The organism is Stenotrophomonas sp. GD03819 (assembly GCF_029841665.1).
GTDB classification, from domain to species: Bacteria; Pseudomonadota; Gammaproteobacteria; order Xanthomonadales; family Xanthomonadaceae; genus Stenotrophomonas; species Stenotrophomonas geniculata.
In genome coordinates, this window is record NZ_JAOCEW010000040.1 from 16,200 (window position 1) to 41,512 (window position 25,313).

Consider the following 25,313-nt stretch of genomic DNA (forward strand, 5'->3'; position numbering starts at 1 on the left):
TCATGATGTCGTTCCCGATTCGCGCCCGTTCGCTCTCCGCCCTGTTGCTGCCGGCCGTGCTGGCCCTGACCGCCTGCCAGGCACCGGCGCTGGATGAACAGGATTCGGCCACGGCCCATGCCCAGCAGGCCGCCGAAGCCGCCAAGGCGCCGGCCGACGAAGCCGGCAAGGCCACCGAGGCGCCGCCGGTCGGTACCTGCGATGCCAGCCAGGTGCAGAGCCTGGTCGGCCAGGCCTACACCGATGCACTGGGCAAACAGGCACAGGAAGATGCAGGTGCCAGCCAGGTGCGCGTACTGAAGCCCAACGACGTGGCCACGATGGAGTTCCTCGGCGACCGCCTGAACATCGAAGTGGACGCCAAGGGCGCCGTCAGCGGCGCGCGCTGCGGCTGACTCCGGCCCCGCGCCGGCACTGGGTTGCCGGCGCGTTCTGTTGCACCTGCAACCGTGTATTGCGGCGTTGCAGCAACCTGTGATCTAGTCGAGGCATCCGGTGGCCTCACGATGCGCTCCAGGGAATGAGCGGGGACGAGTGTCGCCGCCAACCCTATACGCATCGAGGTAGAGATGGCCCCCCGCAACCGCCAAGGGCTTTACGACCCGCGCTCCGAGCGCGATGCCTGTGGATTTGGCATGGTCGCCCAACTCGACGATCAACCATCGCGCCTGTTGGTTGACACCGCCATCGCCGCGCTTTCGCGCATGACCCACCGTGGCGGTGTCGCCGCCGATGGCCTGACCGGTGATGGCTGTGGCCTGCTGCTGCGCCGCCCCGATGCCTTCCTGAAACTGCTGGCCAGCGAAGCCGGTATCGCGGTCTCCGCGCGCTTCGCTGCCGGCCTGGTGTTCCTGCCGCACGATGCCGAGGCTGCACACGCCTGCCGCACGCAGCTGCAGGCGCAGATCGAAGCGGTCGGCTGCAAGGTCGCCGGCTGGCGCGAGGTACCCACCGACGACAGCGTCTGCGGCCAGCTGGCGCGGGACACCCTGCCACGCATCGAGCAGGTGTTCGTCGATGCTGGCGTCGGCCAGGATGATGCCGGCTTCGCGCTGGCGCTGTTCCTGGCCCGTCGCCGCAGCGAACAGCAGCTGCGCGACCATGCCGACTTCTACGTCACCACCCTCACCCCGGATGCGATCAGCTACAAGGGCATGGTGCTGCCGGACAAGCTCAGCCGCTTCTTCCCCGACCTGCAGCGCCGCGAACTGGCCTCCAGCGCGATCGTGTTCCACCAGCGCTTCTCCACCAACACGCTGCCGCGCTGGCCGCTGGCGCACCCGTTCCGGATGCTCGCCCACAACGGCGAGATCAACACCATCGAAGGCAACCGGCGCTGGGCGCAGGCGCGCAGCAAGGTGTGGAAGACGCCGCGCTTCGACATCGCCGAGTTCGATCCGGTGATCTCCATGCATGGTTCGGACTCGCAGAGCCTGGACAACATGCTGGAGCTGATGGTCGCCGGTGGCATGGAACTGATCCAGGCGCTGCGCATCCTGGTGCCGCCGGCCACGCAGTCGCTGGAATTCAAGGACCCGGACCTGGCCGCGTTCTACGAATTCCACGGCCTCAACAGCGAGCCGTGGGACGGCCCGGCTGGCATCGTCGCCTGCGACAGCCGCTACGCCGTGTGTACCCTCGACCGCAACGGCCTGCGTCCGGCGCGCTGGATGCTGACCGCCGACCGCCACTTCCTGGTCGCCTCCGAAGCGGGCGTGTGGGAAGTGCCGACCGAGCGTGTGGTGCGCAAGGGCAAGCTCGGCCCAGGCGAAATGGTGGCCATCGACCTCAAGCGTGGTGACCTGCTCGACTCCGACGCGGTGGACCGCATCAACCGTGGTCGCGCGCCGTACAAGCAGTGGCTGCAGCAGGGCGTGACCTACCTGCAGACCGAACTGATCGACCCCTCGCTTGTGGAAGAGCCCTTCGACGAAGCCACTCTGCGCAGCTACCACAAGCTGTACCAGCTCAGCAGCGAGGAAGTGGAACAGGTGCTGCGGCCGCTGGCCGAGACCGAGCAGGAAGCCACCGGCTCGATGGGCGACGACACGCCAATGGCGGTGCTGAGCCAGCGCAGCCGACCGCTGTACGACTATTTCCGCCAGGCCTTCGCGCAGGTCACCAACCCGCCGATCGACCCGCTGCGCGAGGACTGCGCGATGTCCCTGTCCACCCAGCTCGGCAGGGAGACCAACATCTTCCATGCCGGCCCGGAGACGGTGAACCACGTCATCCTCAACTCGCCGGTGCTGAGCCAGCGCAAGCTGCGCCAGCTGCTGAAGATGGACCAGTACGTGCAGGCCAATCGCCTGCTCGACCTGTCCTACAGCGAAGACGAGGGCCTGCGTGCCGGCATCGAGCGCATCTGCGCCGAAGCCGAGCAGGCCGCACGCGACGGCATGGTGATGCTGCTGCTGTCCGACCGCTACCCGGTGGCCGGGCGGCCGATGGTGCATGCCCTGCTCGCCACCAGCGCCATCCACCACCACCTTTCGCGCCTGGGCCTGCGCTGCGACGTGAACCTGATCGTCGAGACCGGCACCGCGCGCGACCCGCACCACATGGCCTGCCTGCTCGGCTTCGGCGCCACCGCGGTGTATCCGTACCTGGCCTACCAGACCCTGTTCGATCTGGGCCGCCGCGGCATCCTCAAGCTGAGCAAGGGCGGTGAGCAGTCGCAGATCGGCCGCCGTTACCGCAAGGGCGTCTACAAGGGCCTGTCGAAGATCATCTCGAAGATGGGCATCTGCACCGTGGCCAGCTACCGCGGCGCGCAGCTGTTCGAGATCATCGGCCTGGAACCGGACGTGGTGGACCTGTGCTTCCCGGATACCGCCTCGCGCATCGGCGGCGCCGGCTTCGCCCGCCTGGACGCCGACGCGCGTGAGCTGTGCGCGCAGGCCTGGGACGCACAGCAGGACGTGGATGTTGGCGGCCTGCTGAAGTACGTGCACGGCGGCGAGTACCACATGTACAACCCGGACGTGGTGACCACCCTGCAGCGCGCGGCGCGCAGCGGTGACCCGCGTGCGTGGCAGCAGTACTGCGATGCCGTGCATGCACGGCCGCCGTCGGCGCTGCGCGACCTGCTGGAACTGGTTCCAGCGGCCACGCCCGTGCCGCTGGACGAGGTCGCCCCGGCCAGTACCCTGTTCCCGCGCTTCGATACTGCTGCGATCAGCCTGGGCGCACTGTCGCCGGAAGCGCACGAGGCGCTGGCCATTGCCATGAACCGCCTCGGTGGCCGCAGCAATTCCGGCGAAGGCGGTGAGGATCCCGCCCGCTATGGCACCGCAAAGCGCAGCAAGATCAAGCAGGTAGCCTCGGGCCGCTTCGGTGTCACCGCTGAGTACCTGGTCAACGCCGAGGTGCTGCAGATCAAGGTCGCGCAGGGCGCCAAGCCCGGCGAAGGCGGCCAGCTGCCCGGCCACAAGGTCAACGAACTGATCGCGCGGCTGCGCTACGCACGCCCAGGCATCGGCCTGATCTCGCCGCCGCCGCACCACGACATCTATTCCATCGAAGACCTGGCGCAGCTGATCTACGACCTCAAGCAGGTCAACCCAACCGCGCTGGTCTCGGTGAAGCTGGTCAGCCATGCCGGCGTCGGCACGATTGCCGCGGGCGTGGTCAAGGCCGGCGCGGACCTGATCACCATTTCCGGCCATGACGGCGGCACCGGTGCCTCGCCGGTCAGCTCGATCCGCTATGCCGGCGTGCCGTGGGAACTGGGCGTGGCCGAAGCGCACCAGGCGCTGCTGGCCAACGACCTGCGCGGGCGCACCCTGCTGCAGACCGACGGCGGCCTGAAGACCGGCCTGGACGTGGTCAAGGCCGCGCTGCTGGGTGCCGACAGCTTCGGCTTCGGCACTGCGCCGATGATCGTGCTGGGCTGCAAGTACCTGCGCATCTGCCATCTCAACAACTGCGCCACCGGCGTGGCCACCCAGGACGAACGCCTGCGCGAGAACCACTTCACCGGCCAGCCCGAGCGCGTGGAGAACTTCTTCCGCCTGCTGGCCGAAGAAGTGCGCGGCTGGCTGTCGTACCTGGGCGCGCGTTCGCTGGAAGAGATCGTCGGCCGCACCGACCTGCTGCGGCAGATCGAGGCAGCGCCCCGTGATGGCGTGCGCGTGGACCTGTCACGCCTGCTGGCCGACAGCCGCTACGAGGGCAGCCATTGCGCCGCGCAGCGGCTGTACGAATCGCCGGACAGCCTGGCCACGCAGATGGATGGCCTGCTGGCCCCGGCCATCGAGCACAAGCGCGGCGGCGAACGCCGCTTCCTGATCCACAACACCGACCGCAGCATCGGCACCCGCCTGGCCGGTGCAGTGGCGCGCGCGCACGGCAACCAGGGCATGGCCGAGGCGCCGCTGGAACTGCGCTTCCGCGGCAGCGCCGGGCAGAGCTTTGGCGCGTTCAACGTCGGTGGCCTGCACCTGGAAGTGGAAGGCGAAGCCAACGACTACGTCGGCAAGGGCATGGCCGGTGGCCGCCTGGTGGTGCGCCCGCCACGTGGCGCCCGCTTCGAGGCACGCAGCACCGCGATCATCGGCAACACCTGCCTGTATGGCGCCACCGGGGGCGAGCTGTTCGCCGCCGGCCGCGCGGGCGAACGCTTCGCGGTGCGCAATTCCGGCGCACTGGCGGTGGTGGAAGGCGCCGGTGACCACTGCTGCGAGTACATGACTGATGGCGTGGTGCTGGTGCTGGGCAAGGTCGGCCTGAACTTCGGCGCCGGCTTCACCGGCGGCCTGGCCTACGTGCTGGACGTGGACCGCGATTTCGTCGATCGCTACAACCACGAGCTGATCGACATCCATCGCGTCTCCGCTGAGGGCTTCGAGAACTACCGCCAGCACCTGCACCGCCTGATCGGCCGCCATCGCGAGCTGACCGGCAGCATCTGGGCGCAGCAGATCCTGGACGAGTTCCGCGATTACATCGGCAAGTTCTGGCTGGTCAAACCGAAGGCCGCCAGCATCGAGTCGCTGACCGAAACCCTGCGACGCGCTGCGTGATGTTTTCCGGTAGTGCCGGCCGCTGGCCGGCAATGTTCCCTCTCGCATTCCAGAGCCCGCCATGAGCCGCAAGCACGCCTTCCAGTTCCTCGACCTGCCCCGCACCATGCCGCAGCGCATTCCGGTGGAACTGCGCACGTCCGGCGACTGGGGCGAGCTGTACGGCAAGTTCGGCAAGGAAGACGCCCAGTACCAGGCCGGCCGCTGCCTGGACTGCGGCAATCCTTACTGCAGCTGGAAGTGCCCGGTGCACAACGCCATTCCGCAGTGGCTGCAGCTGGTGCAGGAAAACCGCATTCACGAGGCGGCCACGCTGTGCCACAGCACCAATCCGCTGCCGGAAGTGTGCGGCCGGGTGTGCCCGCAGGACCGGCTGTGCGAAGGCAGCTGCACGCTGGAAGAATTCGGTGCGGTGACCATTGGCGCGGTGGAGAAGTACATCGTCGATACCGCGCTGGCCAGCGGCTGGCGCCCGGACCTGGGCGCGGTGCAGCCGACCGGCCACAGCGTGGCGGTGATCGGCGCCGGCCCGGCCGGGCTGGCCTGTGCCGACCGCCTGGCACGCGCTGGCATCACCGCCGTGGTCTACGACCGCTACGAACAGATCGGCGGCCTGCTGCAGTTCGGCATTCCCAGCTTCAAGCTGGACAAGGACGTGATCCATCGCCGCCGCGAAGTGCTCGAAGGCATGGGCGTGCAGTTCCGCCTCGGCGTGGAGATCGGCCGCGATGTCAGCGTGCAGCAGCTGCTGGACAGCCACGACGCCGTGTTCGTCGGCACCGGCGCCTACCGTTACACCGATGGCGGCTTGGACGGCCAGGACCTGAAGGGCGTGCTGCCGGCGCTGCCGTTCCTGGTGCAGAACAGCCGCATCGTCAGTGGCGATGACCCTGAGGGCCGGCCGATCGCCGGCTGGGAAGACACCATCGCCCTGCCCGATCTCAACGGCAAGCGCGTGGTGGTGCTCGGTGGCGGCGATACCGGCATGGACTGCGTGCGCAGCGCCGTGCGGCTGGGCGCAGCCAAGGTCACCTGCGCCTACCGCCGTGACGAAGCGAACATGCCCGGCAGCGCGCGCGAAGTGGCCAATGCACGCGAGGAAGGCGTGCGCTTCCTGTTCAACCGCCAGCCGCTGTCGATCGAGGCCGGTGCTGATGACGAAGTGATCGGCGTGACCGTGGTCGAGACCCGGCTGGGCGAACCGGATGCCAACGGCCGCCAGAACGCGGTGCCGATCGAGGGCAGCGAATCGCTGCTGGAAGCGGACGTGGTGATCATCGCCTTCGGCTTCTCACCGACCTTGCCGGCATGGCTGTCCGAGCATGGCGTGGAAGGCCAGTCCAACGGCCGCATCGTGGCCGGCGGCAAGGACCGCCTGCCGTTCCAGACCGCGCATCCGCGCCTGTTCGCCGGTGGTGACGCAGTGCGCGGTGCCGACCTGGTAGTGACCGCCGTGGCCGAGGGCCGCGACGCCGCCGCCAGCATCGTGCGGCTACTGGCCCACTGAGTCCGGCACCAGCAGTACCGCCAGCAGCGCCCGCAATACGTGCGGCTCCACCGGCTTGGCCAGGAAGTGGTCGATGCCAGCCACACGACAGGCTTCGCGGGTGCTTTCCATCACGCTGGCCGTGAGCGCGATGATCGGCACCTGCGCTCGCGCCGGGCAGGCATCGGCGCGGATCGCCCGCGCCAGTGCAAAGCCGTCCATGCCCGGCATGTGGCAGTCGGTAATCACCAGCTCGAACGGCTGCGCCTGCCATGCTGCAAGCGCCGACCGTCCGTCGGTACAGGCGTGGACCTGCAGCCCGAGCGCACACAGGCGTTGCTCCAGCAGATGCAGGTTGGTGGGATGGTCTTCAGCCACCAGCACGCGCGACGCCGGCAATGGACGCTCGTCCGCAACCGCCGCCGAAGGTGCAGCCACGGGTGCCTCGCAGGCATCCAGGTCCAGATCCAGCCAGACCGTGGTGCCTTTCCCGGGTGAGCTGCGCAGCTGCAGCTCCGCGCCCATCGAGGTCGCCAGCTCGCGGCAGATCGCCAAGCCCAGCCCACTGCCGCCGAAGCGCCGTGTGGTCGAGCGCTCCGCCTGGGTATAGGCGGCGAACACCGCCTGCTGGCGTTCCTCGCTGATGCCCACGCCGCTGTCGCTCACCTGCAGGCGCAGCCGCTGGCCGCCGTCACGCTGCTGCAGTACCTGCACCTGCAGTTCCACGTGGCCCTGCCGGGTGAACTTCAATGCGTTGCCGGCCAGGTTGAACAGGATCTGGCGCAGGCGCAGGCCGTCGGCCAGCGATCCCGGCTGCATCTCCGGATCCAGCACCACCTGCAGGTGCAGGCCGCGGCTGGCGGCCACCGGCATCAGCAGTTGCTGCACCGCGCGCACCAGTGCCGCCAGATCGATGGGCCGCAGCTGCAGTGGTGCGCCCTGCAGGCGCTGGCTGTGCAGGACATCGTCGAGGATCTGCCGCAACATCCGCGCGGCATCATCGACCGTGGCCAGCACCTGCTGCTGGCGCGCCTCCAGCCTGCTGCCCGCCAGCCGTTCGAGCATGCCCAGCAAGGTGCTCATCGGGGTGCGGATCTCGTGGCTCATCGTTGCCAGGAAGTGCGCCTTGGCCTGTGCTGCCTGTTCGGCCTGGCGGCGCGCGTCGGCCAGCGCGCGGGTACGTGACTGCACTTCGCTGACGTCGATCCAATAGCCGCTCCACTCGACGTCGCTGTCGTCGCAGGGCAACGGCCGCCCATGCGAACGCACCCATCGCCACCCTTGTGGCGAACGGGTGCGGAAAGTGACGTCGATCGGGCCACGCGCCAATGCAGCCGTCTCGACACAGGCCATCACCTGGCTGCGGTCATCCGGATGGACCGCGGCCAACAACCGCTGGTGATCGATCCGCGCGGTCTCCACGCTGATTCCGAACAGGGCCTGCACGTCACCGGCGATCTGCGGAAAGCTGTAATGGCCGCCCGCCGACCGACGCGCCTGGTAGACCACCGCCGGCAGGTTCGCAGTCACCTCCTGCAGGCGCTGCTCCACTACTCGGCGGCGCACGCTTTCGCGATGCACCCGCCAGTAACCGTAGGCATGTACCAGCGCCAGGGCGAGCAGGATCAACGAGGCCGGCACCAGCCAGCGCAGGGGCGACGATGACGGGGAATTACGCGGCCGGTCCGGCAGCCAGTCCGCGCGGATCTGTTCGCGCTCGGTATCGGTCAGCTGCGACAGCGCGTGCTCGAAGCCGACGATGACATCGGCGCAGGCGGGCGTGGTCGCCAGCACCAGGGCATCATCGAAACCGGCCGGCGCAGCGATCAGCAGTGCATCGCCCTGGTAGCGGCGCAACGCGGCCTCGACGTCGCCGAGGTTGGCGACGACCGCATCGATCAATCCGGTGCCCAGCAGCGGGAGCGCATCGTCCAGCGCTGCCGGTGGCAGCAGCTGTGCACCCGCTGCCTGCTCGGCCAGCAGCCCCTGCAGCGGCATCCGGCTGGGGCTGGCCACGGTTCGTCCACGCAGATCTTCCAGGCCCAGCACCGGCGGCGTACCCTCCCGGCGGACGATCACCTGTGGCAGCTGCAGGTAGGGCGTGCTGGCCACCCACCCGGCGGGCAGCTGCGAGCGTGGCCACCCCAGCAGCGCCTGGGTGCCGGCCGGCAGCTCATCCCGGTCCACGCTGGCGGCCGGCACGGGCAGCAGCTGCAGTGGCCGTTGCCGGCCCAACAGCTCCAGGTACACCGCGCCGAGCCCCCGTGCCTCACCCTGTTCGCTGGACGACAAGGGTGCACGGTCGGAAGGCCAGGCGATGCGCAGCGGTGTCCTGCAGCCCGTGGCGGAGGCCGTGGCAGGCAGCAGCAGGCTGGCCATGACAGCAATGGCTGCCGGGAAGCCGGCGACATTCACGGTAGGCATCCTCATCTCGCGGGCGGAAGGAACGGCCGCGCTGCGGTACCGCTGCCTGCCACGCTATCGACGTGCGGACCGACGGCAATGAAGAAAGTTGTAAAAGCATCCAGATAGGGGAATGCCGACATACACTGCCGCCTTCACCCGTAACTGCGGAGCGTTCGATGCGCATCGGCCTGGCTGCCAACCGTCTTCATCACCACGACGCGCGCGCCGCGCTGTTCCGTTGGCTGCGCAGCAGCGAGGCCGGCCTGCGCGAGCTGGGCGTGTCGCTGCATGCGGTCGGTCGCACCCATGACGCGATCGAACGACAGGGCTTCCTGGCCGGGTACGCGGGCCTGCACCGTTATCCCTACGGTCGCGAGGGTGGCCTGATGAAGCTGGTCGCCGAAGTCGTTGGCATGGGTCCGGATCGGACACTGGATGGCGCGATCTACCTGATCGACCCGGTCGATCCGTCCTCGGTATTTCCGGAAGCCACGGCGCTGAAGCGCCAGTGCGTGATTCACGGCAAGCCGTTCATTTCGACCGTGGCCACCGCACGCGACTGGGTCGAAGTGGAGCGCGTCCACGCCGGGCTGGCGGCAGACGGCGGCGCCGACGACCTGCATGCGTTCGAAGGCCAGACGCTGGCGCTGATCGCGCACGATGCGATGAAGCCGGCGATGCTGGCCTTCGCCGATGAGCACTTCGATGTGCTGGCCCGGTTCGGTGAGCGGGTGGCGACGGGCACCACCGGCCAGCGTTTGAACGAGCTGGCCTGGAGCCGGGGCTGGCCACGTGATACGCCGTGGGTGACGCGCTACCAGAGCGGCCCGATGGGCGGTGATGCGCAGATTGCCGACCGGGTGCTGGAGGGGCGCTGCCAGCGTGCGATTTTCTTCGAGGATCCGCACGTGGCGCGCCAGCATGAGGCGGATATCCAGCTGCTGGAGCGGGCGGTGACGACGGTGACCGACCAGGCGGTGTGCATTACGGCGCCGCGGGTGGCGGCGCGGTGGGCGGCGGCGGCGGCGCTGCGGGCGGGGTGAGGGTTTCGGCCAACGGCTGAGCCCTTCATGGTCGGTGGGTCTGCACGATCATGAGGTTGGCCGGGATGGGTGGAATTGCGGGGGACGCCGTAAACCCGTCCCTGGGGGCTTGGCCGCGGCATCCATGCCGCGGACACCCCCGCAATCCCACCCATCCCGTCCTTCGACAGTTTCCGGTGTGCCCACCACGGAAGAAAGAAAGAAGAGCAGGAGCGGGTCGCGCGCTGCGCGAGCTCCATGGCGCGTTGCAGAAGAATGCGTGGGCAACTGCTGTAGCGCTGGTGCTACAGCAGTTGCCTGAGCATGGCCTTCAGGCGTCGCCCTTCCAGCTGGAAGTAGTCGCGCTGCTCGCGCCAGGCGGGGAAGCGTTGTTCCACTTCGTGCCAGAACGCGGGCGAGTGGTTGGGCTGGATCAGGTGGCAGAGTTCATGCACCAGCACGTATTCGAACGCTTCCGAGCGGCCCAGCACCAAGGCCAGGTCCAGTGCCATGCTGCCGTCGGGGGCCAGTGAGCCCCATTGCGAGGACATCACCTTCAGCCGCAGGCGGCTGGGTGCGCGCGGCAGGGTGGGCAGGTACTTCGGCAGCCAGCGCCCGACGTCGGCGCGGGTCTGGGCTTCGTAGAACTCGCGCAGCAGACGGCGCAGGGTGGCGTCACCACCACGGGTGGGCCACTGCACGCAGGCGCCGTGCGCGTCGATCTCCAGGCGCGCATAGCGGCCTTCCTGCCAGCGCAGTGGCAGCAGTTCGCCGCGCAGGGGCAGCACGCCGTCTTCGCCGGGCTGCAGCGGCGCCGGCAGGCCCTGGCCCTGGTACTGGCGCAGCTGCAGTGCCAGCCAGTCGCGGTGCTGTTCCAGGAAGCGTTCGCCCATCACCAGGCTTGCCCGCGGCGGCAGGGTCAAGCGCGCGCCGCGCTCATCCACGCTCAGCTTGATGCGCCGTGCACGCGGATCACGCACGCGCAGTACCTCGATCTCGGCATCCTCCAAGCGCAGGCGAACGGTGTCGCGCTGTACGGTGGCGGGCGGGGTCGGGCTGATCAGGCGGCGCAACAGACGGCTCATGCACCCAGCATAGCGCTGCTTCGGGCCGCCGGATGACCGGCGGCCGTCGGGCTGCCTGTTCAGTCAGCCTTGCTGAGCTTGAAGGCTTCTTCCAGCAACAGGAACAGGCGGCGGATCTCGGCGCTCTGCAGGGCGAAGCGGGCGTCGAACTCCGCGCGACGGCCATCTTCGTCGGCATGCTCCAGCTGGTCCAGGGCACCGTCGAGGAACTTCAGCTTGCGCACGATCAGGTCGTCGCCGATCACGAAGGACAGGTTGTCCTCGAAGATCAGCGCCAGCTTGGTCACCTGCTTGCCGGCGTCCAGGTGCTTGTCGATCTCGTCGCAGCGCAGCTCCTGGTGCTGGCACTTGACCACCGCGCCACCTTCCACCGGGTCCTTCATCTCGCACTCTTCGCCCAGGCTCAGCCCGGTCGGCAGCGGCTCGCCGGCGATCCAGCCGGTCAGGATCGAGCGCGGCGCGACTTCGGCGTTCAGCGGCATCGCCGGGAAGCTGCCGAGCAGGCCGCGGATGTCGGACATGAAGTATTCGCCGGTCTTGCGGCTGGAGGTATCCACTGCCACGTAGCCGTGCTGCAGGTCGATGAAGGCGTCGTTGCGCGAGGACTTCACGAAGGCGCGCGGCAGCAGTTCATGCAGCAGGTCGTCCTTCATGCGCTTGCGCTCGCGGCCACCCGGGCGGCGGCCTTCCTTCTCCTCGATCTCCTCCAGCTTGCGCTCGAGCAGGTCGTTGACCACCGCCGCCGGCAGGATCTTGTCCTCCCCGCCCACGGTCAGCCACAGGTGCTCGGCGATGCGGTGGGAGAGCAGCTCCTTCTCCTCGCGGCCGAACGGTGAGATGAAACCGCGCGAGTTCATTTCCAGCGCGCCGACCGGCTTCAGCAGGGCGTGCGGCAGCAGGGTGTCGACTTCGGAAAAATCGGTGGTGGTCGGGAAACGGAAGAACGTTAGGTTGCGAAAGAACATGGAATTCCGGATGGCAAAGAGGAAGGGCGGCCGACCTTAAACGGCGGGCGTCTCGGGATCTGCGTCGGCGTCGGCCGGGGAACCGGCCAGCCAGGCATGGGCGTCGGGCAGCGGCGCGTCGTCGCGACGGCCCAGCGCCATGAAATCGAACAGGGTGGTGTCAGCCAGCTGCGAGGGCCGGACTTCACTCATGGCGCGCGCGATCTGCTCGATGCGGCCCGGGTGGTCCTTCTCCCACTGCTTCAGCATCAGGCCGACCTGGCGGCGCTGCAGGTTCTCCTGGCTGCCACACAGGTTGCAGGGAATGATCGGGAACTGGCGCGCCTGCGCGTACTCGACGATGTCACTCTCGCGCACGTAGGCCAGCGGCCGGATCACCACATGCTTGCCGTCGTCGCTGCGCAGCTTCGGCGGCATGCCCGACAGCTTGGCGTGGTGGAACAGGTTCATGAAGAACGTGGCCACCATGTCGTCGCGGTGGTGGCCCAGCGCGATCTTGGTGAAGCCATGGCTTTCGGCGTAGTTGTACAGCGCACCACGACGCAGCCGCGAGCACAGCGAGCACATCGTCTTGCCTTCCGGAATGACCCGGCTGACCACCGAATAGGTGTCCTGTTCGATGATGTGGTACGGCACGCCCAGCCCTGCCAGGTACTCCGGCAGCACGTGCTCGGGGAAGTCCGGCTGCTTCTGGTCCAGGTTCACCGCCACCAGCTCGAACGGCACCGGCGCCTTCTTCTGCAGCTGCAGCAGCACGTCCAGCAGGGTGTAGCTGTCCTTGCCGCCGGACAGGCAGACCATGACCTTGTCGCCGGCCTCGATCATGCCGAAGTCGGCAATCGCCTCACCGACCTGGCGGCGCAGGCGCTTGGCCAGCTTGTGCTGTTCGCGCTCGGCCACGCGCGGATCGCGGGCGGCGCGCGGCTGGGAACGCGGCAGGGGATCGGGAAGGGAAATCACGGCACTCATGGGTTCCATTCTAACGGCTCGGAGCGGCCACGGCCGGGGGTCGGGATTCCCCTCTCCCGGCAGTCATCATCGCTGTGTATGCTCGGAGGCTGTGGACACTTACAGCCCCGCCGAGATCGTCGAGCACCTCGCCGCCCTGCGCGCCGAGCACCGCCTGCTGGATGAACAGATCACCCGCATGGCCGCCAATGGCGAGGACGAACTGGAAGCCAAGCGCCTGAAGCGGCGCAAGCTGCAGTTGAAGGACTGCATCGCCAGGCTGGAAAGCCTGCAGATTCCCGACGAGCCGGCCTGAGCGGTGGCCCATCCACGCATGGCGTGGATCTACTGCTTCGCCCTGGTAGATGCCAACCTTGGTTGGCATGCCGTTCGCCGGGCATGGCCATGCCCGGCGCTACCTTCAATCCTGCGGCGCCGGCTCGTCCGGGCGTGCCGCTTCGGGGCTGACCCGCTCGATGGTGTGGCGCAGTTCGCGGCCGAGGATGAACTTGGCGTCCTTGGCCCAGGCATCCAGGCGCTCGTCGAACAGCAGCTTGCTGTTCTCGTCCGGCCACACCAGGCGCAGCTCGCGCAGCTTCTGGATGAAGCCCCGGAACAGGGTGCGGTCGAAGAACTCCGGCGCGGCCGGTGCATAGAGCAGGCTCAGACGCTGCGCCGCCTGCTGGCACAGGCTTTCCAGCTCGGCCGCACCCAGCACGCCCGGGCCGTTCTTCACCAGCACCGAGATGGCGATGTAGTAACGCTCGAACGCCTGCTGCAGCGAGTGCCCGATCGCACGCAGGCGGAACACTTCGTCGGTCTGCCCGGTGTTGCGCGCCAGGATGCCGCCATCGTCGTCGTTGACGTTCTGCAGCAGGCCCTCGCGCACGAACACGTTGATGGTCTGGTCGATGCGCTGCGCGAATTCGTCCTCGCTCCACGGCAGGAACAGCTCGGCCTGCAGGAACGGGTACACCGTGCGGCCCAGCTGGACCAGGCCGGTGCGGCTCATGCGGCGGTTGTTCTGGAAGCAGCAGGCCACCCAGGACGAGGCAGTGAACAGGTGCAGCACGTTGTTGCGGAAGTAGCTCAGCAGCACCGCGGTATCGCCGCTGACGCTGAGCACATCGCCCAGCGGGTGCTTGATGCGGGTGAGAACGTTGATTTCCTCGGCGTGGGCGATGATCCGCTCCGGCGAGTGCGGGGTCACCGTCACCCGGTCCGAATACGGCATCTCGACCAGCAGGGTCTTGCACAGCTCGATCTGCGCGATCAGGTCGGCTTCGCCCATCGCGTGCTTTGGCGTGGACAGCAGGGCCAGCGCCAGCAGGTTGATCGGGTTTACGTCGGCGGCGCCGTTGATGCGCACCTGGATGCGTTCGGCCAGCGTATCCACCGTGGTCGACAGCCAGGCCGGCTTCTCGTCCTCGGACACCGCCTCGCCCTTCCACTCCGGGGCCTTCTCGGCCAGCACGTCGTTCAGCGCGATCGGCTCGCCGAAGTTCACCACCACCTGGCCGTAGTTCTGCTTGAGCACCTTGGGGATGCCCCACAGCAGCGACCAGATCGATTCCTTCTCCTTCGGCCGGCCGGACAGTTCGTCCAGGTAGCTGCCGCCCTCCATCAGCTTCTCGTAGCCGATGTAGATGGGCTGGAACAGCACCGGCTTGCGCGGCTGGCGCAGGAACGCACGCAGCGTCATCGAGATCATGCCGCCCTTGGGCTGCAGCAGGCGGCCGGTACGCGAGCGGCCGCCTTCGACGAAGTACTCCAGCGAGTAGCCGCCGGCCACCAGCTGCGCGACGTACTCACTGAGCACGGCCGAGTACAGCGCGTTGCCGCGGATCGAGCGGCGGATGAAGAACGCACCGCCCTTGCGCAGCAGGGTGCCGACCACCGGCAGGTTCAGGTTGATGCCGGCCACGATGTGCGGCGGCACGATGCCACGGTCGTACAGCAGGTAGGACAGCAGCAGGTAGTCCATGTGGCTGCGGTGGCTGGGCACGTAGACCACTTCGTGGCCCGGCGCGGCGGCCTTGAACTTGTCCAGGTGGTGCACCAGCACGCCCGCATAGATGCGGTTCCACACGTGGCTGAGCATGAAGCTGGCCGAGCGCACCACCGGGCTGGAGTAGTCCGCGGCGATTTCCCAGGCGTAGGCATGCGCCTTCTTCCAGGCGTCGGCCGGCTTCGAGTTGTCGCGCTTGGCCTGCGCGGCGATCGCTTCGCGCACCGGTTCGGCGGCCAGCACCTGGTCCACCAGCAGGCGGCGGGTCGACAGGTCAGGGCCGATCACCGATTCACGGATGCGGCGGAAGTGCGTACGCAGCACGCGCTGCAGCTTGCGTACCGTGCGCTCCGGCTCCAGGCCTTCGTCCACGGTGCTGCGCAGCGAGATCGGCGGGGCGAAGCGGACGATGGTACTGCGGCCGTTGAGCAGCACCGCCAGCAGGCGGCGGAAGCGGCCCACCAGCGCCCAGTTTTCCGAGAACAGCACCGCGAACCAGCCGCTCTGCTTGTCCGGTGCACGGCCGACGAAGATCGATACCGGCACCAGGTGCACGTCCAGGTCATCGCGCACGCGATGCGCCTGCAGCACCTTGGCCAGCGAATCGGAATGGGTCTTGGCGCCGCGCTGCTCGGGGATCAGCGAGTTGCTGGAGCTGCGCCGCGACAGCGCCAGGTAGGCGCGCTTGCGGCCGGTCGGGTCACCGGCCAGCGGCACCAGCGGCGACGGCAGCCCAGCCTGGCGGCAGGCCTTGTCCAGGATCAGCGCGTTGGACAGGCCGTAGTCTTCCAGCACGTACATGACCGGGCGGCCATCGTTGTACTGGCCCGGGTCTTCCGGCTCGATCTTCAGCGACAGCCACGGCTCGACCAGGCGGCCCAGCAGGCGAGCCCACAACGGGCGGCGGCCGGCCGGACGCGCGTGCGCGGGTGGCGGTACCGGGTTCGGGCCGGTACCGGTCGAGGGGGACGCCGGCACCGTATCGGCGGGCGTCGACTGGGATTCTTCGCCGGGGAACGGCAGCGGGTTCTGTTTCGACATCGGCGCCATTATGGCTTAGGCGGCGGCGTTGCCGCTTCCCCACCCTCGGCGGGGGCTTCAACCGGGGCGGGGGCCGCCGCAGCGCGGGCCGCATCGGCCTTGCGCAGCAACGCGTCGGTGTCGGCCAGGGTGCGGGTCAGGTACCAGTGGCCCTCGCGACGGCTCAGCGGCTGCTGCAGGGTCATTTCGCGGCCAGCCAGGTCGTAGTGCAGGCGTACCAGCGCATTGTCACCCTCCACCGAGAGCAGCTCACCGCGCACGCTGCGCAGCGCATCGTCCACGCCCAGCCCGTAGCTGCCCAGCACCGCCTTGAGGGTGTGGATGAACGGCGCGAGCTGCTGCAGGCTGCCTTCCATGCCCGCGGCCTGCATGCCGGCCTCATCCTCGAAGCCGACCTTGCTGGCTGCGCCGACCAGCGCGGCGATGGTGCTGCGCGCGCGGGCGCGGTCACTGATCGGTGCCCCCTGCGCCCAGCTGGCGAGGGTTTCGACGAGGGCGATGTAATGCGCCTGCTGGCCCGGTGTGTAGCCCTTCTGATGGCGCAGGTACTGCACACCGAAGTTGCCCATCGACTGCGCGGCCTGGCGCACGGCGCCGGCCTGGCCTGCCAGCTGGCGGTCGAAGCTGCGTTGCAGTTCGGCGCTGGCATTGGGCGCGCGCAGCGCGGCCAGCATCGGCAGCAGCTGGTCACCCAGCGGCAGCTCGGTCAGCGGCCACTGGCTGCGGCCCTCGGCCCACGCCTGCTGCAGGCGCTGGTACTGGCTCGGCGGTACCGACAGCTTTGCATAGCCGACCAGATCGTCTTCGGCCAGGCGCAGGGCCATCGCCTGCACCGCCGCAACCGGTTCGGCCGCCGGCCTGGCCGGATCGTTGGCCGATTCACGACACGCGGCCACCGCCAGCAGCAGCATGGCTGCCAGCCCCCATCCACGCGCAGACCTTCCTCGCACTGCCACGCTCATGCACTCGGACTCCCCGGACCGGTCCGCATCTTGCGGCCTGCGACGTGACAGCGGCAAGCCGGGACGTCACGGTTTCCGCTGTTGCCTGTGCAAGTCACTGACCGGAATAAAAAAAGAGCCGGGATCACGGGGATCACAGGCTCTTCAAGCCGGCGCGGGGCCGGTGGACAGTGTTGTGGCACATGTCCGGTCCGAGGACCGGATGGCGGCGATCCTACGCTGCCGCTCAAGTTAAGGCAACACTTCACGTAGTTATGCATAAATTATTGATTTTATTGATCAACCTGATGCTTGGCATGGAGGCCATGAAATCTACGGCAGGTTTTGCGGCGATTCGGGCACAACCGCTGGTGGACGGATGCAAAAACGCCATCCCGCGCGGGTCGGGATGGCGTTCGGGCCTGCAGCCTGCGCAGCGGAATCTCAGCGCGCAGCCAGCGCCGAGGTGATTTCCTGCTGGATGGCCCGGGCCGCAGCCTGCGGATCGGCGGCCAGGCGGATCGGGCGACCGACCACGATGGCATCGGCGCCATCGGCAAAGGCCTGGGCCACGCCAACGGTACGCTTCTGGTCATCGCCGACCGGGCCACCGGGGCGGATGCCCGGGCAGACGATCGAGAACCCGGCGCCGGTAGCGGCACGGATGGGGCCGGCTTCCTGGCCCGAGGCGATCACGCCATCGATGCCGGCCGCCTGCGCGGCCAGCGCGCGCTCGACCACCACGTCCACCGGCTCACGGTCGATGCCCATCTGGGCCAGGTCCGGGCGGCCCATCGAGGTCAGCACGGTCACCGCCAGCAGGCGCATGTCGCCGCTGTTGGCGGCGGCGCAGGCCTCCATCATGGCCGGGTGCCAGCCATGGATGGTGGCGTAGCTGACCGGCCACTGCGACAGGCGCTTGATCACCGCCGCAGCGGTGGCCGGAATGTCGAAGAACTTCAGGTCGACGAACACGCGCTTGTCGCGGCGGGCCAGCTCGTCCAGCACCTGGAAGTACTCGCCGGAGGCGAGCAGTTCCATGCCGATCTTGTAGAACGCCACGCTGTCGCCGAGGCGGTCGACCCACTCAAGCGCCTGCACGCGGTCAGGCACGTCCAGCGCGAAGATCAGGCGCTCGTCGTCGCGCAGCGGCAGCGGCGCGCGGCTCACGGTGCGTAGTCCAGGGCAGCGCGCTTGGCGTCGTGGCGGGCCTGGCGCGACTGGCTGTAGTCGTTGTTGAACTGCGCCGGCTCGAAGCCGCCGTAGGTCGGGTTCGGCAGCATCCACCAGCGCTCGCCGAACCAGTCGTGGTACTGCTGCAGCAGCGCGTCACGGCCGTCGTTGGTGTTGGCGGTCACTTCGACGAAATCGCCCAGCTGGTCGCCGAACTGCATCAGCACGCGGTATTTCTGCCCGGCCAGGCGGCGGCGGCAGTTCTTCTCGCTGCCGGCCTGCTCGCAGCCTTCGACCACGGTGCCCAGGCCGAGGAACACGCTGTCGTCGGCCACCGGCAGGCCCTGCTCGCGCAGGTTGGCCAGGGTCGCGTCCTTCAGGTGCACGGCGCGGTTGGAGATGTACAGCAGGGTCACGCCCTTGGCGTTGGCGGCCTTGGCGAAATCGACCACGCCCGGGATGGCCTTGGCCTTCTTTTCGGCCACCCACTGGTCCCAGCTCAACTCATCGTATTCCTTGCCGTCGCGCACCAGGCGCGCCTGGTAGGGCGAGTTGTCCAGCACGGTCTCGTCCACGTCCAGCACCACGGCCGGCTTCAGGCCCTTGGCCTCGTTGCCGCGTTCTTCCGGCACCAGCGCATCCCAGTGGGCTTCCTTCAGCGCGGCGTCCAGGTGGTCGGCGGCGGCGCGGTAGGTCTGCTCGGTGATCGCCTTGTACTCCTGCGCACGCTGCATCCACAGCACTGCATTGAGGTTGTCATTGGCAGTGGGATCGAGCGCGCCGTCGGCCTTGGCAGCGGCGGCCGGGGCCTCCGGCGCAGCGGCTTCAGCGGCAGGCGCATCCACGCGCTTGCAGGCAGACAGGCCCAGCGCCGCAGTGGCGAGCAGGGTCAGGGACAGGGAAACGGGACGACGCATGGATTCACCGGCAATCAGATATACCGGCGCATTTTACCGGCAAAGGCGGTCCCGGGACGGCTATGCTTGGCGGTTGACCCGTTGCCCTTCCGGAGGCCGCCATGACCGATTCCACCCAGACCCCCGACGTCCCCCTGCTCGACGCCGTGCAGGCCCGCCTGCTGGGCTGCCTGGTGGAGAAGGAGGCGACCACCCCGGACACCTATCCGCTGACCGTCAATGCCGCCCAATCGGCCGCCAACCAGAAGACCGCCCGCGAGCCGGTGATGAACGTCGATGCCGGCAGCGTGCAACATGCGCTGCGCCAGCTGGAGGCGCTGGGCCTGGCCCGCCAGCACTTCTCCTCGCGCGCGGACCGCTACGAGCACCGCCTGCAGGCCGCGCTGGACCTGACCCGGCAGCAGACCGTGCTGCTCGCGCTGCTGCTGCTGCGTGGGCCGCAGACGCTGGGCGAGCTGGTCACGCGCAGCGAACGCCTGCACCGCTTCGCCGACACCGACGAGGCCCGCCACGCCATCGATCGCCTGCAGCAGCGCGCGCTGCTGGTGGTGCTGCCGCGCGCCAGCGGCCAGCGCGAAGACCGCTACATGCACCTGCTGTGCGGCGAAGTGGACGGCGCGGCGCTGGCGGCGAAGTACGCCAGCAGCGGCGGTGGCAGCAGCGATGCGGCCGACCCGGGATTGGCCGAGCGCGTCGCCCAGCTGGAAGCAGCGGTGGCCGAGCTGCAGGCACAGCTGGCGGAACTGCGGGACTGAAGGGGGGACGCTTCCGCCGCAAAAAAGCGATCAGCGCCAAGCTAGACCTAAGTCGGCCTGCTCAGAAATTCAAATAAAAATATCCCAGGCCAAATTCTTGTTGACAAAGAATTCAACCTGGGACATTATTTCCTCACACCAGGGGTCGGGATCGCCAAATCAGCGGCCTCTGTGCACTAAGCAGCACCAATTCAATCAACCACTTAGAGGAAATTCATATGTATCAGAAATCCAATGACATGCCCACCCCCATCGTTGGGGGTGGCTCCAAGCAGAGCCTGGAGACCCTGGACAGTCTCGCCGACACCGGAGACATCAACGAGACTCCCTTTAACGTTTTTATCGGTCACAACCTCGGCCATCGAGTTTTCACGATGTCCGTACCCTTCCGTAAATTTGCGGACATCTCTGGAGTTGCAAACGACCGCGAAGCAGGACCCGTAGCCCAACGCCAACTTGACGAAGGTCACGCCAAGAAGCTCGCGGTCTACATGGTAAAGGGACTGGTGTCGGCTGCAAAAATGCGTCGGATTGTCATGGACAAGCCCGTGCCGGTCATCTTCGACGAGATTCTGCGACGCTTGGGCGAACAGCCGTACTTCTCGCTCCAGCCTCTAGTCTGCAACATCCGCAACGTACCGCCTGGTGGCACTGGTGCTGGTGGAATCCGGGGCTTCCGACTGGAAACGGCCGCTGGCGAGACCGCCTCGTTCAAGATTTTTCTTTCTGAGCGCCACACCCTGTGGGTTGTCGATGGTCAGCATCGACGCCACGCCGCCGACTTGGCAATGACTTTCCTGGAAGCCGTACGCAAAGATGGAAAGTATCCAGGGAAGGGCGCGGTGCTCTTTGCCGACAAGGGAAAATCCGTCAGCGAGGATGAAATGCTGGTGTGGAACGAGGCTTACGATGCGGCTCGGTCTTACGCGACTCTGACGGTTGAAGTCCATCTCGGTTTGGACATTGACCAAGAGCGTCAGCTCTTCCATGACCTTAATCGCTTGGGAAAGAAGGTCGACCCCTCTCTCGCGTTTCAGTTCGATGGTTCTAACCCGGTCACCCATTTCATCAAGCACAAGCTTTCGGGAGAGCTCGGCATTGCGTTGACTGACAATGAGCCGAAAGACTGGTCTCAAGACTCAGGCGCGGTGCTTCTCAAGGATATGGTTGCAATCAACGCCATTGCCTTCCTCAACAAGGGCAATGTTACAGGTGCAACTCCCGCTGTTATCGAACCCAGGGAGTCCACCATCTTGGAGCTGTGGGCACGAATCAATGAAATCGAAGGGTTCGGAAGTCACCGAGCCAAGGAGAACACTGTTGCGGCTCAGTCTGTAGTTCTCAAAGCTCTGGCTAAGATTGCTTACGACTTGAACTTCAGCAATCGACGCCCGGAAGGAGCGGATGAGCTTTATCGGAGCTTCTTGGAGCAGCTGCCTTCGGTTGATTTCTCGCACAACAACAAAATGTGGAACTTCTACAACTTGTCGGAGGAAGAGAGGATCGAGGCCGGACTGAGCGGGCTTGAGACGTACCTTCCAGAAGACGCTGCAGGGGTTAATCGTGATGTTGGCTCTATGCAAGGTGAATACATGCGTTTTGGAGCTAAGCACAACGACATTTACCCGATTCTCGCCGATATGATTCGCTGGGCTACCGGTCTTCCCTCGCGCAGATAATGTAAGAAGCAGTAGCTTCAAGAGAGGCCGATCTATCGGCCTCTCCTCTTGCATCTATAGGTTCGGTAGGACCTATGCAGCGCCTAAGGTGGCATACAGCCGGCTAGGGCTGTCCACGCCGGGCAACTGGATCACCCCGCGCTCCTGCATGCCCAAGCCCAGCAGGATCTTCCCGGACGCCACGTTGTCCAGGTCGGTGATGCCATACAGATCGTGCAGGCCCAGCGCTCCGCGTGCATGCGCGAACACCGCCCGCGCCGCCTCACCGGCATAGCCCTGCCCGGCGAATTGCGAAAGCACCGCATAGCCGATATCCGGCCCCGGCAGGCCATCCCGCCGCACCAGCCCGGCATTACCCACCCAGGCACCATCGGACAGCCGCTCGATGGCATACATGCCGAAGCCATTCAACGCATAACTGTGCAGCACCCGCAGCGCGATGTACTCCCGCGCCTGCGCCTCGCTGCGCACGTTGCGGTCACCGATGAAACGCAAGAAGCCCGGATCATTCAACAGCGCCAGCATCGGCGCCGCATCGCGATCAGGCTCGATCGCACGCAGGCGCAGGCGTTCACTCTCGATCGGTTGCACAGTGGACCTCCAGCCGAAACCCCGATTCTGCCTCAACCCCGGCTGCTGCTTTTGATTTTCTTTCTTTTTCTTTTCCGTGGCTGGCGCGCACGGAAACTGTCAGAGGCCGGGCGGGTGGGCTGGGCGGGACCGTCCGCGGCATGGGCCCGAGGCATGCCTCGGGCGGGTTGGGCAGGACGCCCAACCTCGGTCTTGCCGTGTGCGCAGGACAGCGCACACGAGCAAGCCGCGGCCGAGCCCCCATGGATGGGTTTACGGCGTGTCCCGACCGGCCCACCCGCCCGGCTCCCCACGAATGCATTGCGAACGGAGCCAACCACGAGGGGCTGCGTCGTTCGCCGATCAGTCGAACAACGCCTCGATCGCCGCCAACCCCGCGCTCGCCCGTTCCTTCTTGCGCGCCGCATCGGCCACCGGATCGGCACCGTCGCGTTGGATTTCCTCGGCCGGAATTTCCTCGAAGAACCGGCTCGGCTTCAAGCGCACATGCTCGCCGAACTTGCGGGTCAGTTTGCTGTAACTCATCCACAGCTGGATCTTGGCGCGGGTGATGCCCACGTACAGCAGGCGGCGTTCTTCCTGCAGGTTGCCTTCGTCCAGGCTGACCTGGTGCGGCAGCACGCCGTCCTCGCAGCCAACGATGAACACATACGGGAACTCCAGGCCCTTGGAGGCGTGCAGGGTCATCATGCGCACCTGATTGCCGCCCTCGTCCTTGTCGCTGCGCGACAGCAGCGCCAGCTGGCCGGCCAGGTCGGCGGCGGTGGCGCCACGCGGGCCGCCCTCGAACCACTGCGCCAGTTCCTCGATGTTGTTCGCCCGGCGCTGGTAGCTGGCCTCTTCCTTGGCCTGCTGGCGCAGCTCGCTCAGCAACCCCGATTCCTTGGCCACCTTGCGGATCATGTCGCCGGACGTCACCTGGCGCATCTGCGCCCGCAGGTCGCGCAGGATGTCGGTGAAGCGCGCCAGGCTGTTGGCCGCGCGCGGCGGCAACTGCTGCAGGGCGCCGATGGTCTCGGCCACATGCGCCATCGGCATGTCCTTTTCCTGCGCCAGCTCGGCCAGCTTGGCCAGCGTACCGGCGCCCACATCGCGCTTGGGCGACTGCACCGCCCGCATGAACGCGGTGTCGTCGTCCGGATTCACCAGCAGGCGCAGCCAGGCCAGCGTGTCCTTCACTTCCTGGCGTTCCAGGAACATGGTGCCGCCGGTCAGGTGGTAGGGAATGCGCAGCAGCTGCATCGCCTTTTCCAGCGGGCGCGACTGGAAGTTGCCACGGAACAGGATGCAGAAATCACTCCACGGCACGTTGCGCGACTGCGCCACGAAGGCGATCTCGGCGGCGACCTTTTCCGCTTCGTGTTCGCTGTTGCGGCATTCCCACACGCGGATGCGTTCGCCGTCGGCCTGGTCGCTCCACAGCTTCTTCAGGTGCTCATGCGGATTGTTGGCGATCAGCGCGTTGGCGGCGCGCAGCACGCGGTTGGAGCAGCGGTAGTTCTGCTCCAGCTTGATGATTTCCAGCGTGGGGTAATCGCGCCCCATCTGCTGCAGGTTTTCCGGGTTGGCACCACGCCAGGCGTAGATCGACTGATCGTCATCGCCCACGCAGGTGAAGTTGCCCTTCTCACCGGCCAGCTGCTTGAGCAGCCGGTACTGCGCGTCGTTGGTGTCCTGGCATTCGTCCACCAGCAGGTAGCCGATGCGCTCACGCCAGGCCAGCGCGATCTCCGGATTTTCCTCCAGGATCTGCACCGGCAAACGGATCAGGTCATCGAAGTCGACCGCGTTGAACGCCGTCAGGCGCAGCTGGTAACGCTCGTAGACACTGGCCGCTTCTTTCTCGCGGTTGCTGCGCGCGGCGGCCATCGCCTGTTCGGGCGACAGGCCGGCGTTCTTGGCGCGCGACACCAGGTTCTTCATGTCCTCGATGTCGTCGGGCTTGGCCCCATACATCAGGTCCTTGATCTGCGCAGCGGCATCGTCGGCATCGAAGATCGAGAATCCACGCTTCAGGCCCACGGCGGCGTGTTCGATCTGCAGGAACTTCAGGCCCAGCGCATGGAAGGTGCAGATGGTCACCTCGTCGGCATCCTGCTCGCGCAGGCGCTTGGCCACACGCTCGCGCATTTCCTTGGCCGACTTGTTGGTGAAGGTGATCGCTGCGATGCGGCGCGCCGGATAACGGCCACAGCCGATCAGGTGGGCGATCTTTTCCACGATCACGCGCGTCTTGCCGCTGCCCGCGCCGGCGAGCACCAGCAACGGACCTTCGATGTGCAGGACGGCGGCGGCTTGGGGGGGATTGAGACCGTGCATGGGATGGGGATTGTAGCGGGGCCGGGTGACGACCACAGCGGGCCGCCGGCGGGGTTGCTGAACGGCTTCGGCGGAGCGGAGCTGCGGCGTACAATCCGTCGATGGCCAAGCTCTATTTCTACTATTCGGCGATGAACGCCGGCAAGACCACCACCCTGCTGCAGAGCGCTCACAACTACCGCGAGCGCGGCATGCGGGTGGCGATCCTGACCCCGCGCCTGGACGATCGTGCCGGCGCCGGCGTGGTCGCCTCGCGGATCGGCCTGCGCGCCGAGGGCATGGCCTTCGATCGTGACACCGACCTGCAACGCTGGGTCGAGCAGGACCTGGCGACGAACGGGCCGATGGGCTGTGTGCTGGTGGACGAGGCGCAGTTCCTGACCCGCGCCCAGGTCTGGCAGCTCAGCGAGGTGGTCGACCAGCTGCGCATTCCGGTGCTGTGCTACGGCCTGCGCACCGACTTCCGCGGCGAGCTGTTCGAAGGCAGCCAGTACCTGCTGGCCTGGGCCGACGAGATGCAGGAGATCAAGACCATCTGCCACAGCGGCAAGAAGGCGACGATGACCGTGCGCGTGGACGAGCATGGCCACGCGGTACAGGACGGCCCGCAGGTGGAGATCGGCGGCAACGACCGCTACGTGTCGGTCAGCCGCGCCGAGTTCAAGAAGATCACCCGCGGTGAAGGGCGTATCGATCCGGCGCAGGCCCCGCTGCCGTTGTAAAGGGTGTTCGGCAGGGCTGCGCCCTGCACCTGCAGAGGCAACAGCAACGTCAACAGCGAAAGCTGGCATTCCGTGGGATGGCGGGGCACTGTGGGTGTGCGGGGACGGCGCAAGTACGTCCATGTAGCCTTGGTCGCCGCATCCATGCGGCTCACACCCCGCAAACCCACAGTGCCCCGCCTTCGACAATTGGCCGGCGGCCAGTAGATCCACGCCATGAGTGGATGAAAT

The 25,313-nt window shown here is 67.1% G+C and carries 18 protein-coding genes; 8 read left to right on the top strand and 10 right to left on the bottom strand.

Annotated features, from left to right (window positions below):
- Positions 1-5: 5 nt before the first annotated feature.
- The 3 genes from N5D45_RS19235 (at position 6) to N5D45_RS19245 (ending at position 6,531) form a co-directional block, all read left to right on the top strand.
- The gene (locus N5D45_RS19235) at positions 6-395 is read left to right on the top strand and encodes an I78 family peptidase inhibitor (protein ID WP_029380146.1); all 390 of its coding nucleotides are present in this window, start codon (positions 6-8) and stop codon (positions 393-395) included.
- 174 nt (positions 396-569) lie between these two features.
- A complete protein-coding gene (gene gltB / locus N5D45_RS19240) occupies positions 570-5,024 on the top strand; it encodes a glutamate synthase large subunit (protein WP_279939474.1) in 4,455 nt (1,484 codons plus the stop codon).
- A gap of 61 nt (positions 5,025-5,085) precedes the next feature.
- Positions 5,086-6,531 (top strand): FAD-dependent oxidoreductase, encoded by a 1,446-nt coding sequence (locus N5D45_RS19245; RefSeq protein WP_010487309.1) that lies wholly within the window; start codon positions 5,086-5,088, stop codon positions 6,529-6,531.
- Here the strand turns inward: N5D45_RS19245 and N5D45_RS19250 are convergent.
- A complete protein-coding gene (locus N5D45_RS19250; protein ID WP_043397826.1) occupies positions 6,517-8,925 on the bottom strand; it encodes an ATP-binding protein in 2,409 nt (802 codons plus the stop codon). The two genes, N5D45_RS19245 and N5D45_RS19250, sit on opposite strands and share 15 nt — an antisense overlap.
- 167 nt (positions 8,926-9,092) lie before the next feature.
- On the opposite strand from N5D45_RS19250, the gene N5D45_RS19255 reads away from it, so the two are divergent.
- A complete protein-coding gene (locus N5D45_RS19255) occupies positions 9,093-9,959 on the top strand; it encodes a methylglyoxal synthase (protein WP_010487313.1) in 867 nt (288 codons plus the stop codon).
- Between the two features lie 284 nt (positions 9,960-10,243).
- Here N5D45_RS19255 and N5D45_RS19260 read toward each other — a convergent pair whose 3' ends face one another.
- Genes N5D45_RS19260 through ttcA form a run of 3 tightly spaced genes read right to left on the bottom strand, consistent with a single transcriptional unit; the run spans position 10,244 to position 12,957 of the window.
- Entirely contained in the window at positions 10,244-11,023 is a 780-nt protein-coding gene (locus N5D45_RS19260) for a SprT family zinc-dependent metalloprotease (RefSeq protein WP_032128692.1), read from the bottom strand.
- 59 nt (positions 11,024-11,082) lie between these two features.
- Complete coding sequence (locus N5D45_RS19265) at positions 11,083-11,988, bottom strand: recombination-associated protein RdgC (protein WP_005411825.1); 906 nt, start codon at positions 11,986-11,988, stop codon at positions 11,083-11,085.
- 36 nt (positions 11,989-12,024) lie between these two features.
- Positions 12,025-12,957, bottom strand: a complete 933-nt coding sequence (gene ttcA / locus N5D45_RS19270; RefSeq protein ID WP_029550675.1) for a tRNA 2-thiocytidine(32) synthetase TtcA — start codon at positions 12,955-12,957, stop codon at positions 12,025-12,027.
- Between the two features lie 91 nt (positions 12,958-13,048).
- Between ttcA and N5D45_RS19275 the strand changes: the two genes are divergently transcribed.
- Complete coding sequence (locus tag N5D45_RS19275) at positions 13,049-13,252, top strand: YdcH family protein (RefSeq protein WP_005421068.1); 204 nt, start codon at positions 13,049-13,051, stop codon at positions 13,250-13,252.
- A gap of 105 nt (positions 13,253-13,357) precedes the next feature.
- Here N5D45_RS19275 and plsB read toward each other — a convergent pair whose 3' ends face one another.
- The 4 genes from plsB to N5D45_RS19295 form a co-directional block, all read right to left on the bottom strand.
- The gene (gene plsB, locus N5D45_RS19280) at positions 13,358-15,994 is read right to left on the bottom strand and encodes a glycerol-3-phosphate 1-O-acyltransferase PlsB (RefSeq protein WP_043035304.1); all 2,637 of its coding nucleotides are present in this window, start codon (positions 15,992-15,994) and stop codon (positions 13,358-13,360) included.
- A complete protein-coding gene (locus N5D45_RS19285; RefSeq protein WP_345782135.1) occupies positions 15,994-16,947 on the bottom strand; it encodes a hypothetical protein in 954 nt (317 codons plus the stop codon). The genes plsB and N5D45_RS19285 overlap by 1 nt, the downstream gene beginning before the upstream one ends.
- A gap of 423 nt (positions 16,948-17,370) precedes the next feature.
- On the bottom strand, positions 17,371-18,096 hold the full coding sequence (gene pyrF, locus N5D45_RS19290; protein ID WP_057502298.1) for an orotidine-5'-phosphate decarboxylase: 726 nt from the start codon (positions 18,094-18,096) through the stop codon (positions 17,371-17,373).
- Positions 18,093-19,016, bottom strand: a complete 924-nt coding sequence (locus N5D45_RS19295; protein ID WP_010487329.1) for a 5'-nucleotidase, lipoprotein e(P4) family — start codon at positions 19,014-19,016, stop codon at positions 18,093-18,095. Before N5D45_RS19295 ends, pyrF begins: the two co-directional genes overlap by 4 nt.
- A 101-nt stretch (positions 19,017-19,117) precedes the next feature.
- On the opposite strand from N5D45_RS19295, the gene N5D45_RS19300 reads away from it, so the two are divergent.
- Both N5D45_RS19300 and N5D45_RS19305 read left to right on the top strand, forming a co-directional pair.
- Positions 19,118-19,771, top strand: coding sequence for a DUF480 domain-containing protein (locus N5D45_RS19300; protein ID WP_279939476.1), 654 nt, complete (start codon positions 19,118-19,120; stop codon positions 19,769-19,771).
- A gap of 218 nt (positions 19,772-19,989) precedes the next feature.
- Complete coding sequence (locus N5D45_RS19305) at positions 19,990-21,450, top strand: DNA sulfur modification protein DndB (protein WP_279939477.1); 1,461 nt, start codon at positions 19,990-19,992, stop codon at positions 21,448-21,450.
- Positions 21,451-21,522: 72 nt separating this feature from the next.
- Here N5D45_RS19305 and N5D45_RS19310 read toward each other — a convergent pair whose 3' ends face one another.
- Positions 21,523-22,041: a GNAT family N-acetyltransferase gene (locus N5D45_RS19310; protein ID WP_279939478.1), complete on the bottom strand. Its 519-nt coding sequence runs from the start codon at positions 22,039-22,041 to the stop codon at positions 21,523-21,525.
- A 342-nt stretch (positions 22,042-22,383) separates the two neighbouring features.
- Complete coding sequence (locus N5D45_RS19315; RefSeq protein WP_279939479.1) at positions 22,384-24,360, bottom strand: UvrD-helicase domain-containing protein; 1,977 nt, start codon at positions 24,358-24,360, stop codon at positions 22,384-22,386.
- A 101-nt stretch (positions 24,361-24,461) separates the two neighbouring features.
- Between N5D45_RS19315 and N5D45_RS19320 the strand changes: the two genes are divergently transcribed.
- Positions 24,462-25,082, top strand: coding sequence for a thymidine kinase (locus tag N5D45_RS19320; RefSeq protein WP_010487338.1), 621 nt, complete (start codon positions 24,462-24,464; stop codon positions 25,080-25,082).
- Positions 25,083-25,313: the final 231 nt, after the last annotated feature.